Consider the following 12,081-nt stretch of genomic DNA (forward strand, 5'->3'; position numbering starts at 1 on the left):
GTCCGCGCGTTTCGAGTCGACTAAATAAGCCAGTAGCCGCGTGCGGGTGAGTCAGGTTTGACCCGGTGGGTGGCAAGCTATTGAAATCAAAGAGAAAAAAGCCGGGTCGTTCTTGACTTGGTTAGGTCAGGAATGACCCGGCCGCTGGAGAGAGTCCGGCGCGTCGATGGGACTCCCTCTGCGAGCCAGTTCGGCGTCGCATGGGGGCCGAGGGCTATGCGCCTGCGCGCGCACGGCGTCGGCTGAACGGGCCCGCTCCGCATCGCCCAGATTCTGCTCAAGTCCGGAGAACAGGCGTTCATGGATTTGCAGCAGCGCCTGCCACAGCGCAGACTCGCGCAATGCGTGCAGCGCCGAGGGGCTGCCCAGCAGCGCCAGCACAGCGAAGGCATGCTGATTGGCGTCGCGCAATGGCAGAATCCAGGCACCGTCCCCGGGCGTGAAGCGCTCGCGCAGCCGCTCGAAGGTGCTACCCACGCCGACCATACCTGCGATGTGCTCGACCGTGCAGGGATGACCGCTGATCAGTCCATAGACCAGCGGATTGTCCAGCTCGCCCATATCCAGCTCCGGCAGAGCAGACGCTTTTTCCGGCACGCAGGACAGCGGCCGCAGGCAGTCACTTGTCTGATCCAGGCGATAGCACATCCCCAGGCGCAACGAGCCGCTGTCCACGGCTGCTCGCAGGATCACTGTCGCCAGCCCGTCGGGATGAGTCGCCCAGGCCATGTCGCGCGCGATGCGCGCGACCCCGATCGGATCCAGTTGCTGCGGCGGCGTCATTCCACGACGGCCTCGAAGGCGCTACCGCTCCACGACAGCTCGGCACGCCGGAAGGCGGTGCCCTCGGCCAGTCGCTGCAGGACGGACAAGGACAGCGGCGGCAACAACTCACCGTCTATGCTCGCATCCAGCATGCGTGCACCGTTTTGATGGCGGGTGCAGCGCTTGCGCAGTTCGTCGCTGGCGCTCGAGGACACGGACAAGGTGGCTCCATAGCGCTGGGCGAACTGCTTCATCAGCCGTTGCAAGCGGCTTTCCACGATGTCCCCAAGCACGCGATCATCCAGATAGCGATAGGGCACGACCTGCATTCTCGCCAGCAGTGCCGGCTTGAAGAATTGCAGCAAGCGTTCCCGAAGGGCGGCCTCGTCCTGGTCGGTCAAATCATTTTCTTGCTGGTCGAATCCCAGGTTCGAGGTCAGGAAGAACAGCACATTCTTGCAATCGATCAGTCGACCTTCGCCGTCGGCCAGCTCACCTTTGTCGAAGGCCTGATAGAAGATGTTCAACACGTCCGGGTGCGCCTTCTCGACCTCATCGAGCAGGACTACGGAATATGGCTGTTTGCGGATCGCCTCGGTCAGCACGCCGCCTTCGCCATAGCCAACGTATCCTGGCGGCGCGCCGAGCAGGCGCGACACGGTGTGCTTCTCCTGAAACTCGGACATGTTGATCGTCGTCAGGAACTGCTTGCCGCCGAACAGCGAATCGGCCAGGGCCAGGGCGGTCTCCGTCTTGCCTACGCCGCTGGGGCCTACGAGCAGGAAGGCGCCGAGCGGCGTGCCAGGCCGCCGTAGGTCCGCCACAGCGGTCAGCAGATGCCGATGAATGTGCCCGATGGCGTCGTCCTGCCCCTTGACCCGCTCCCGCAGCATTTCCGGCAAGCCTCCAAGGCGCGCCATCTGGTCGCTACTGATGGTTGTCGCCGGAATGCCGGTCCAGTCGGCGATGACCTGCGCGATCTGCTCACGGCCTACCTCCGCATGCAGCAGCGCGCCCGGGCGTTGCAGCGCCGCCAGTTCCGCCACCTTGGTCGATAGTTGTTCTGAGCGTTCGTTGTTGTCCGGAGCATCGTCGGCCGCCAGCGACGACCGCAGCGCCTGAATTTCATCGACCAGCGGCTTCTGGCATGACCAGGCTGTTTGCAGCGCATCCATCTTTTGCTGGACCTCGCGGCGCGCGTTCTCAAGCGCATCGAGCCGTCGCGCGTCAGCGTACAGGCCGGCACGCTGATCCCGTTGCAGCAGCGCCGACTCCGCGTCGATCTGCAGCAGCTCATGCTCCAACGCCCGCAATCGCCTGGGCGACTCGGCCAGTGCCGTCGCTACCCGCGCGCAAGCCGTGTCAAGCACGTCGATGGCCTTGTCGGGCAACTGCCGGCCCGACAAGTAGCGCGCCGAAAGCCCGGCAGCGGCCTGCAAGGCCTCGTCGGAGATGTAGACCCCGTGAGCGCGCTCGTAGGTGTCCCGCAACCCTCGCAGGATGTGCACTGCCGTTTCGGGGCTCGGCTCATCCAGCTTGACCAACTGGAAGCGCCGGCTGAGTGCCGCATCCTTCTCGAAAAACTTCTTGTATTCCGACCAGGTGGTGGCCGCGATCGTGCGGAGTTCGCCCCGGGCCAGCGCCGGTTTGAGCAGGTTGGCGCCGTCGCTTCCGCCAGCCGCATTGCCCGCGCCAATCAGCGTGTGCGCTTCGTCGATGAACAGGATGATCGGCGTGGCGGCGGTCTTCACTTCGTCGATGACCGCTTTCAGCCGTTTCTCGAACTCGCCCTTGACCGACGCGCCAGCCTGTAGTGCGCCCAGGTCCAATCCCCACAGTGTCACGGAGCGCAGCGGCTCGGGCACGTGCCCCTGGACGATGCGCAGCGCCAGGCCTTCGATGACCGCGCTCTTGCCCACACCGGCCTCGCCCACGACGATCGGGTTGTTCTTGCGGCGGCGCGACAGGATGTCGATCATCAGATCGATTTCCCCATCGCGGCACAGCACCGGGTCCAGCCGTCCCTCACGTGCCTGGGCGGTGAAGTCATGGCCGTACCTGGCCAGCGCCGAGTCGGTCGCTGCAATGGCCGGCGACGGGACGCGCTCCGACGCTTGCGGCGTTTCCGCCGAGTTCGCGACCAATGACAGGAAGTCCTTGCGCCAGGCTTCCCGGTTGACGCCATCGAACAGACGCACCGCGGACAGCGGCAGATAGCGGCCGGGGTTGAGCAGCGCGGCCAGGAGGAGGCTGCCGCCGCGGATGGCGTCCTGGTGCCATTCCAGCGAACCCAGCAGCCAGGCCTCCTGCAACAGCTCGACCAGCAACGGCGAGAACGCGGGGTATTGCCCCCCGGCAATTCCCTGGTTCGGGAAGTTGGCCGATAGCGCCTGACGCACTGCGTCCAGATCCAGCCCGGCCTGGCGCAATAGCAGCCGGACATCTCCCAACGGCAGGTCCACCAGCTTGAGCAGCACATGCGGCACCGTGACTTCGGCGCCTTGCTGACTGATGCAGAGGCTCGCGGCCTCTTCCAGGGCTTGCCGGGAGGGGGGATTCAAGCGGTCGAAGACTGCCGAGAGTTCAATTCGGATCATGAAGCACAGCCCATCAATGATGGTTGGAAACGGGGCATTGCACGCAGATATATCAGCGGTGCAGGGAATGGTTAGCCCATTAAGAAAACACAATATTGCCGATTAGTAAATGAGGCGTTTGTGGTTTTGCGCAGGGGGAACTATTGCCAAATGTCACGTTTTACCCTGACTCGCTATTGGGCGAAATTTCGAGATTATTTCGGGTGAAATTTCGTACACGTCTTATTGACGGTGCAATGGGGTGGGCTCAATTATTCAGGCGGGCCGCGTATGTCTGGATATGTCTGGTAAGTGCTTCTGAGAGCCATGGTTTCTGAGGGTCATGGAATATTTGGGGGTGATTCCCCATGCAGATTTCGAGCCAGTTTGGTCATGCTGCGGTTTACGGCTGAGAGCGAATTTCCAGCATCCTCAAGAGATAAGGATAAGGAGTATTTATGGCGAAGAGCACGGCATCGGTAGCCCCGAAGGAACGAATCAATATCAAATATGTTCCGGCAACAGGTAATCAGCAGGCGGAGATCGAACTGCCTTTGAATATGCTGGTGATTGGCGATTTCAAGGGGCGCGAGGAAGAGACCGCTCTCGAAGACAGGCCGGTGGTGCGTGTGGACAAGGACAACTTCAACGACGTGCTCAGCGAGGCGGGCGTGGCGTTGAAGACTGCCGTTCCCCTGCGCCTCGGCAATGCCAATGCCGACGACACGTTGACCGTCGACCTCCAGTTCAAGCACATCAAGGATTTCAGTCCCGATGCCGTCGCCCGGCAGGTGCCCGAACTGCGCAAGCTCCTGGAGCTGCGCGAGGCGCTGGTCGCTCTCAAGGGGCCCATGGGCAACGTGCCTGCGTTCCGCAAGCAGTTGCAGGCCCTGCTCGGAGATGAGGCGGCGCGCAGCAAGCTCGCGCAGGAGCTGAGCCAGGCGCTCGGCGGCTCGTCCGACTGACGCGCCTCCTGCGGCACATCACACCTTCCAGAATCTTTGCGGCTTCAAGGACACGAACATGAAAACCGAAAGCGCTGTTGCCCAGGCTGAGGCGGCCCAATCCCGGGGCCTGCTCGAACAGATCATGGCGCAGACGCGCATCGAGCCCAATCACGAGGGCTATGCCATCGCCGAACGCGGCGTTGCTGCGTTCATTGCCGAAATGCTCAAGACGGACGACCGCGAGCAGCCCATCAGCAAGCAGCTGGTGGACGGCATGATTGCCCGGCTCGACGAGCAGCTCAGCGCCCAGATGGACGAGATTCTCCACGACCCGTCGTTCCAGAACCTGGAGTCTCACTGGCGCCAGCTCAAGCTTCTGGTCGACAACACCGATACCCGCGAGAACATCCGGATCGGCTACATGCCTGTCGGCAAGGCCGAACTGCTGGAAGACTTCGAGGGGGCCGGCGATATCACCCGCAGCGGCCTCTACAAGCATGCCTACACGGCGGGTTACGGCCAGTTCGGCGGCGAGCCGGTGGGCTGCATGGTCAGCAGCTACACCTTCGGCCCGTCGGCGCCGGACATCAAGCTGCTGGGCTACGTGGCTGCGGTCGGCGCCATGGCCCACGCGCCGTTCCTGGCTGCCGCCGGTCCCGAGTTCCTGAACGTGGAAAGCTTCCAGGAACTGCCCAACCTGAAGGAGATCGGCGACATCTTCGAAGGGCCCCGTTTTGCCAAATGGCGTGGCCTGCGCGAGTCCGAAGATGCGCGCTACCTGGGCCTGACCATGCCGCGCTTCCTGCTGCGCCAGCCCTACGACCCGTTGGACAACCCGACGCGCAACTTTGTCTACCGCGAAGGTATCGGTTGTGACCACGCCAACTACCTGTGGGGCAACACCTCGTTCCTGCTCGCCAACCGCATTACCGACAGCTTCGCCAAATACCGCTGGTGTCCGAACATCATCGGCCCGCTGTCCGGTGGCGCGGTGGACGATCTGCCGGTCCACCTGTACGAATCCCTCGGCCAGCTGCAGGCCAAGATTCCCACGGAAGTCCTGGTGTCGGACCGCCGCGAGTTCGAACTTGCCGAAGCCGGCTTTATCCCGCTGACCATGCGCAAGGACAGCGACAACGCTGCCTTCTTCTCCGCCAACTCGGTGCAAAAGCCCAAGATTTTCCCGAAGACCGAGGAGGGGCAGGCCGCGCAGACGAACTACAAGCTCGGCACGCAGCTGCCGTACATGTTTATCGTCAACCGGCTGGCGCATTACCTGAAGGTGCTGCAGCGCGAGCAAATCGGTAGCTGGAAAGAGCGCCAGGACCTTGAGCGCGAGCTGAACAACTGGCTCAAGCAATACATCGCCGACCAGGAAAGCATCGAGCTCGACCTGGTGCTTCAGCATCACAACAGGATCGCGCGGTTCGCCTGACCCGCCGCGCGATCCGCAATGAAAAGTCGTTGCCATGACATTACGCCGCAAGTTCCGAGAAGAGCTCGACTACTTACGTCGCTTCGGCCGCGAGTTTTCCCGTGACAATCCGCAACTCTCCCGTTTTCTTGGGGGAGAGAGCAGCGACCCTGATGTCGAGCGGCTGCTCGAGGGCTTCGGTTTTCTGACCGCCAAGCTGCGGCTCAAGATCGAAGACGATCTGCCCGAGCTGACCCACTCGATGCTGCAACTGCTGTGGCCGAACTACCTTCGGCCGCTACCTAGCGCGACCGTCATCTGCTTCGAGCCGGTCGAGACCGCCATCACGAAGCGGCAAACCGTGCCCAAGGGAACTGTCGTGCTGTCGCGCCCGGTCGATGGCGTCCAGTGCCGCTTTCGCACCTGCGCGGACGTTCACCTGCTGCCACTCAAGATGACCCGGGTGAGCGATGCCCACTCGCGAGAAAAGTCGATCCTGACGGTCGAGCTGTCGTTCCTGACCGACAACCCGCCCAGCCTCATGGACTGCGACCGGCTCGATTTCCAGCTCAGTGGCGACGACACCACGGCGCAGACGCTCTATCTCTGGTTGGCCCAGTACCTCGACAAGGTCAGGGTAGACTTCGACGGCAAGGCATTCTCGCTGCCCAGCCGACAGGTGGAGTTTCCTGGTTTCGAGCAGGAGGAAGCCCTGCTGCCGTATCCGAAAAATGCCTTCGACGGCTACCGGATATTGCAGGAGTACTTCGTTTTTCCCCAGCGTTTCCATTGCTTCCGGTTGAGCGGCTTGGCGCCGTTCTGGCCATCCACCAGCCAGGAGTCGGTCCGGATCGAATTCCACTTCAGCCGGCCGATGCCGCCGGGCATCCGCCTGCGCGATGGCGACCTTGCCCTGTACTGCACCCCGGCGGTCAATCTGTTCACCCATGACGCGGAGCCGCTCAGGATCGACGGCAAGGTCGCGCAACAGCCGGTCTATCCCTCGGGGCAGCGGCCGCAAGCCTACGAAATCTTCAGCATCGACGAAGTCAAGGGGCTGCGCCGCCGCGCCGACGGGCGGCGGGGCGATGGGCTGCGCACTTTCCGCCCGTTCGAGTCGATGGCGCACGAAGTCGAGCATGCCGAAGGCCGTACCGCGATCTACTATCGAACCCATATAGGAAACGCGCTTGATGGCAGCGGCCTCGACCATGCTGTCTCTTTCGTGCGCGCCGACGAAAGCGAGTATGTCGACCAGACCGAAACGGTCTCGCTGTCGCTCACCTGCACCAATCGCGACCTTCCGCTCACGCTGGACGTGGGCGATATCTGCGAAGGATCGGAGAGGGCGCCATCCTACAGCCGCTGTCGCAACATCACGCGTCCGACGCCATCCTATCGCCCGGTGCTGGACGGCGACCTCCAGTGGAGCCTGATCTCCAACCTGTCGCTGAACTATCTGTCGCTGCTCTCGGCCGAGCCACTCAAGGCGGTTCTGCGCGCCTACGACTTCGCCGCGCTGCATGACATCCAGCACGCGCGGGCCAGCAGCAAGCGCCTGGGCGGCATCGGCGAGGCCGAGACCAAGCCGATGGACTGGCTCATGAAGGGCCTGATCGCCGCGCAGCAGGCAGTGACCAGCCAGCCTGTCGCCAACGTCCTCGGCAACCTGAACCAAGGAGCGGGCAACCTCATCGGCACGGGCCTCGCAGTGGCTGGGCAACTGGCCGCATCAACCAGTGCCGGCAAGGCGTTGACCAGTGCCGCCGGGCTGCTGGGTTCGGCGCGCGAGAAGATACAGAACGGTGTCCCCTCGGCCGCAGACGCGGGCCGCTGGCTGACCGGTGCCGCGGGCGGCCACACCTATACCGCGCCAGGCGCTGCCAAGGCAGACCCGATCCGCGCCATGTCCACGCCGGGCTTTGTCGCATGAATCGGCCAAGGCTCGATATGACGACGCAAACAGGCGCGAGCGCCATGCCTCGCAGCTGCGAAGTGCCTTCGCCTGACGCGTCGCTGCCACAAGGCCATGCCCCATCCCGGATTTGAGTACTCGCTTATGGATATGTCCACCAACACCGCCGTTCCGTCGCGCGCAAGACAGGTTGCCGTCGTGCCCGTGAACCAGATCCAGCCGCGTGACGTCGCGCGCAACATCAAGGCTTTTGACGACTGGCTGGTTGGCATCAGTGACGGCGCGATCACGCTGGAAGGCGTACGCAGCGCCGCAGGCAACGTCTCCACGCTGCGCAACATCCTGCCGTTGGCGGACCTGTTCGGCGATATCGTCATGCTGTTGCAGAGCCCGCAGCGTCAACCGTGCGACTGGGCAGGTCTTGGCATCAATCTGATGGGGGCCTTGCCGGCGCCGGATGAGGACTCTCGGCTTGGCCGCCTAGGATCTGTAGGGCTGTCAGTGCCATCTGAGTACATCTCCTTACATCGAACTTTCAATGTACTCAAAAATGTACTCGTTTGCAGGTGGCTTAGGGTGGAACTCAAAAGACGTCAGAAGACAAAAAAGCCCGCAGTGGCGGGCTTTTCCGAGGATCAGAAGACTTTGTTGGAAGTCTCTGGAAGTGTAAGTGGTGCCCAGGAGAGGACTCGAACCTCCACGATGTTGCCACCGCTAGGACCTGAACCTAGTGCGTCTACCAATTCCGCCACCTGGGCACGTTTTGCAGTAGCTGCTTGCTGCAAAGAAGCGAAATTATAGCGCCCCAATTAATCGTGTCAACACTTTTTTGCGATGCACCGCAAACCGGTCGCCGCGGCGCCTGCACGCGGCATTCGCGTCATTTGGCGACACAGGCGGGTGATAGAATGATCCGCCGCCGTCACTATAGAACTGTCTGACGGACACTTCTATGTTGATGCCGTGCACCATCAGTCAACGCAACGAGAACAATCATCGACAAACCCTTGAGCAAATATCCGTACCCCATTCCGAGCCGTGAAGAAATTCTCGGCGTGCTGCGTACGAGCGACGCGCCGCTGGCAGCCAACGACATCGCCGAAGCGCTGTCGATCAAGCGTCAGGAGCGCGAGGGGTTCTTCCGGCGTGTCGCCGCGATGGAACGCGACGGCCAGATCCGCCTCGACAAGCGCGGCCACTACCAGCTCACCCATCCGTCGAACTTCGTTGCCGGCCGCGTGCAGGGCCATCGCGACGGCTACGGGTTCGTGATCCGCGACGACGGCCAGGACGACCTGTTCCTGCCGAACGGCGAAATGCAGAAGGTCATGCACAACGACCGCGTGCTCGCGCGGATCGTCGGCTACGATCGCCGCGGCCGGCCGGAAGGGCACGTCGTCGAAGTCACCGAGCGCGCGAACAAGCGCGTGATCGGCCGCCTGCTCAACGAGAACGGCGCGCTGATCGTCGCCCCCGAAGACAAGCGCATCGGCCACGACATCCTGATCACGCAGAACGTGAAGAAGGCGAAGGTCGGGCAGGTCGTCGTCGTCGAACTGACCGACTTCCCGAGCCGTCATTCGCAACCGCTCGGCCGCGTCGTCGAAGTGCTCGGCGACATCGACGATCCGGGCATGGAAATCGAGATCGCCGTTCGCAAGTACGGCGTGCCGCACGAATTCAGCCAGCCGGCGCTCGACGAAGCCGCCGCGCTGCCGGACAAGGTCCGGCCGACCGACCTGCGCTTCCGCGTCGACCTGCGCGACGTGCCGCTCGTGACGATCGACGGCGAGGATGCCCGTGACTTCGACGATGCCGTCTACTGCGAGCCGACCAAGGTCGGCCGCGGCGACGGCTTCCGCCTGATCGTCGCGATCGCCGACGTGTCGCACTACGTGCAGCCGGGCAGCGGGCTCGATGCCGACGCGCTCGAGCGCAGTACGTCGGTCTACTTCCCGCGCCGCGTGATCCCGATGCTGCCGGAGAAGCTGTCGAACGGCCTCTGTTCGCTGAACCCGCAGGTCGATCGCTGCGTGCTCGCATGCGACATGGTGATTACCGCGCGCGGCGAGATCAAGGCGTACCAGTTCTATCCGGCCGTGATCCATTCGGCCGCGCGCCTCACGTACACCGAAGTCGCGGCCGTGCTGTCGAACACGAAGGGGCCGGAGGCCGCGCGCCGCGCGGACCTGCTGCCGCACCTGCAGGATCTGTACGGCGTCTACAAGGCGCTGTTCGCCGCACGCCAGAAGCGCGGCGCGATCGACTTCGACACGACCGAGACCTACATCGTCTGCAACTCGCAAGGCAAGATCGAGCAGATCGTCCCGCGTCAGCGCAACGATGCGCACAAGCTGATCGAGGAATGCATGCTGGCCGCGAACGTGTGCGCGGCCGATTTCCTGAAGCGCCACAAGCACCCGGGCCTGTACCGCGTGCACGCGGGGCCGACGCCGGAGAAGCTCGAGAACCTGCGCGCGTTCCTGCGCGGCATGGGCCTCTCGCTCGGCGGCGGCGACAAGCCGCATGCGAGCGACTACGCGGCGCTGATGGCGCAGATCCGCGACCGGCCCGACGCGCAGATGCTGCAGCCGATGCTGCTGCGCTCGATGCAGCAGGCCGTCTACAGCCCGGACAACATCGGTCACTTCGGTCTCGCATACGAGGCGTACGCGCACTTCACGAGCCCGATCCGCCGCTATCCCGACCTGCTCACGCACCGCGCGATCTACGCGATCCTGTCCGGCAAGAAGTACGTGCCGAAGGCGCCGGACGGCTTCGAGCTGAACACCGCGCTGTCGCCGCGCGCCCGCGCGATGCAGCAGGCCGACGACGAAGCACGCGGCCGTTCGCGCTCGAACACGGCGATCTGGGAAGAACTCGGCCTGCACTGCTCGGCGAACGAGCGCCGTGCCGACGAAGCGTCGCGCGACGTCGAGGCCTGGCTCAAGTGCTACTTCATGCGCGACAAGCTCGGCGAGGAGTACGGCGGGATGGTGAACGGCGTCACGTCGTTCGGCATCTTCGTGCAGCTCGATACGCTGTTCATCGAGGGGCTCGTGCACGTCACGGAACTCGGCTCGGACTACTTCCAGTACGACGAGATCAAGAACGAGCTGCGCGGCGAGCGCACGGGCATCCGTTATCGCCTGTCGGATCGCGTACGCGTGCAGGTGAGCCGCGTCGATCTCGACGCGCGCAAGATCGACTTCCGCCTCGTGCGCGACACGCCGGTGAAGGCGCCGCGTCCGGCACCGGCGCCGGCTGTCGCCGGCAACGGTAACGGTAACGGTAACGATCGCGGCGGCCCGCGCGTGCGCGCGTTGCCGCCGGTGGAGGACGCCGCGCCGCGCCGCAAGAAGGCGGCCAGCGCGCCGACCGTCGCGGTGAAGGAGGCGCGCGCCGCGCGTGCCGCGAAGAAGAAGGGCGGCGCGGCGGCGAAGACGGCCGCGAAGAAGGTGCACGCCCGCAAGAAGTATTGAGCGTTCGGGGCGGCGCACGCGCACGCCCTTGCAGTATCGAGAGACGCCGCGCTTGACCGGTCACCGGCCGGCAACGCGGCGCTTTCCTTTTCCATGGATCGCGGCTGCGCACGTCGCGCGGCCGCACGTTTGATCGAAGGTTGTTCCAGTCATGTCTCGTCTGAAGGTTCTTTACGGTTTTCATGCGGTGACCGCACGTTTGCGGCACGATGCGTCGACGGTTGCGGAGGTGCTGTACGACCAGACGCGCCGCGACCGCCGCATGCAGGACTTCCTGCACGCCGCGAAGGAAGCGGGCGTGCGGCTGATTGCGGCCGATGAAACCCGCCTGTGGGGCCTCGCGCATACCGAGCGCCACCAGGGCGTCGTGGCGCGCGTCGAGGATGTTCCGCTCGCACAGAACCTGTCCGAGCTGCTCGACGGCATCCAGGGCCCGGCGCTGCTGCTGGTACTCGACGGCGTCACCGATCCGCACAACCTCGGCGCATGCCTGCGTGTCGCCGATTCGGCCGGCGCGCATGCGGTGATCGCGCCGCGCGACCGCGCGGTCGGCCTGAACGCGACCGCGGCGAAGGTCGCGAGTGGCGCGGCCGACACGGTGCCGTACATCACGGTCACGAACCTCGCCCGCGCGCTGCGCGAGCTGAAGGACGCGGGCGTGTGGGTCATCGGTACGTCGGACGAGGCGTCGGGCACGCTGTACGACACGAAGCTCGACGGTCCCGTCGCCATCGTGATGGGTGCGGAAGGCGAAGGCATGCGCCGGCTCACGCGCGACACCTGCGACGAAGTGATGAGCATCCCGATGGCCGGCAGCGTGGAAAGCCTGAACGTGTCGGTCGCGAGCGGCGTGTGCCTGTATGAAGCGGTGCGGCAGCGGCGCGTGAAGGGCTGATACACGGGCTGACGCGCGCGGTCTCGCGCGCTGCGCGGGCCGTCACGACCCGCACGACGCGTGCCGCGACTGCGCGCGGCACGCGCC

Annotated in this window: 6 protein-coding genes, 1 tRNA gene and 1 pseudogene; 5 read left to right on the top strand and 3 right to left on the bottom strand. The window is 64.2% G+C overall.

Annotated features, from left to right (window positions below):
- Window positions 1-126: 126 nt before the first annotated feature.
- On the bottom strand, window positions 127-783 hold the full coding sequence (locus tag DIE12_RS31305; RefSeq protein ID WP_124522253.1) for a hypothetical protein: 657 nt from the start codon (window positions 781-783) through the stop codon (window positions 127-129).
- A complete protein-coding gene (gene tssH, locus DIE12_RS31310) occupies window positions 780-3,362 on the bottom strand; it encodes a type VI secretion system ATPase TssH (protein WP_124522251.1) in 2,583 nt (860 codons plus the stop codon). The genes DIE12_RS31305 and tssH overlap by 4 nt, the downstream gene beginning before the upstream one ends.
- A 437-nt stretch (window positions 3,363-3,799) precedes the next feature.
- Here tssH and tssB point away from each other — a divergent pair, with 437 nt between their 5' ends.
- The 3 genes and pseudogenes from tssB to tssF all read left to right on the top strand — a co-directional run bounded on the left by tssB (window position 3,800) and on the right by tssF (window position 7,635).
- Complete coding sequence (tssB, locus tag DIE12_RS31315) at window positions 3,800-4,306, top strand: type VI secretion system contractile sheath small subunit (protein ID WP_124522249.1); 507 nt, start codon at window positions 3,800-3,802, stop codon at window positions 4,304-4,306.
- A gap of 58 nt (window positions 4,307-4,364) precedes the next feature.
- Window positions 4,365-5,669: pseudogene (gene tssC, locus DIE12_RS31320) on the top strand (type VI secretion system contractile sheath large subunit); the annotation flags it as partial.
- An 88-nt stretch (window positions 5,670-5,757) separates the two neighbouring features.
- Window positions 5,758-7,635, top strand: coding sequence for a type VI secretion system baseplate subunit TssF (tssF, locus tag DIE12_RS31325; RefSeq protein ID WP_124522245.1), 1,878 nt, complete (start codon window positions 5,758-5,760; stop codon window positions 7,633-7,635).
- A 653-nt stretch (window positions 7,636-8,288) separates the two neighbouring features.
- On the opposite strand, the gene DIE12_RS31330 is transcribed toward tssF, so the two are convergent.
- Window positions 8,289-8,375 (bottom strand) — tRNA-Leu (locus tag DIE12_RS31330).
- 249 nt (window positions 8,376-8,624) lie between these two features.
- Between DIE12_RS31330 and rnr the strand changes: the two genes are divergently transcribed.
- Together rnr and rlmB are read left to right on the top strand one after the other, a co-directional pair.
- Window positions 8,625-11,099 (top strand): ribonuclease R, encoded by a 2,475-nt coding sequence (rnr, locus tag DIE12_RS31335; RefSeq protein ID WP_124522243.1) that lies wholly within the window; start codon window positions 8,625-8,627, stop codon window positions 11,097-11,099.
- A gap of 151 nt (window positions 11,100-11,250) precedes the next feature.
- Window positions 11,251-11,994 (top strand): 23S rRNA (guanosine(2251)-2'-O)-methyltransferase RlmB, encoded by a 744-nt coding sequence (gene rlmB, locus DIE12_RS31340; RefSeq protein WP_044845081.1) that lies wholly within the window; start codon window positions 11,251-11,253, stop codon window positions 11,992-11,994.
- Window positions 11,995-12,081: the final 87 nt, after the last annotated feature.

Source organism: Burkholderia sp. Bp9015 (assembly GCF_003853505.1).
Taxonomy (GTDB): Bacteria; Pseudomonadota; Gammaproteobacteria; order Burkholderiales; family Burkholderiaceae; genus Burkholderia.

Bases quoted from the DNA above. Each gene is read 5' to 3' on its own strand.
- DIE12_RS31305 (WP_124522253.1), bottom strand. From the start codon at position 783: ATGACGCCGCCGCAGCAACTGGATCCGATCGGGGTCGCGCGCATCGCG.
- tssH (WP_124522251.1), bottom strand. From the start codon at position 3,362: ATGATCCGAATTGAACTCTCGGCAGTCTTCGACCGCTTGAATCCCCCC.
- rlmB (WP_044845081.1), top strand. From the start codon at position 11,251: ATGTCTCGTCTGAAGGTTCTTTACGGTTTTCATGCGGTGACCGCACGT.
- tssF (WP_124522245.1), top strand. From the start codon at position 5,758: ATGACATTACGCCGCAAGTTCCGAGAAGAGCTCGACTACTTACGTCGC.
- tssB (WP_124522249.1), top strand. From the start codon at position 3,800: ATGGCGAAGAGCACGGCATCGGTAGCCCCGAAGGAACGAATCAATATC.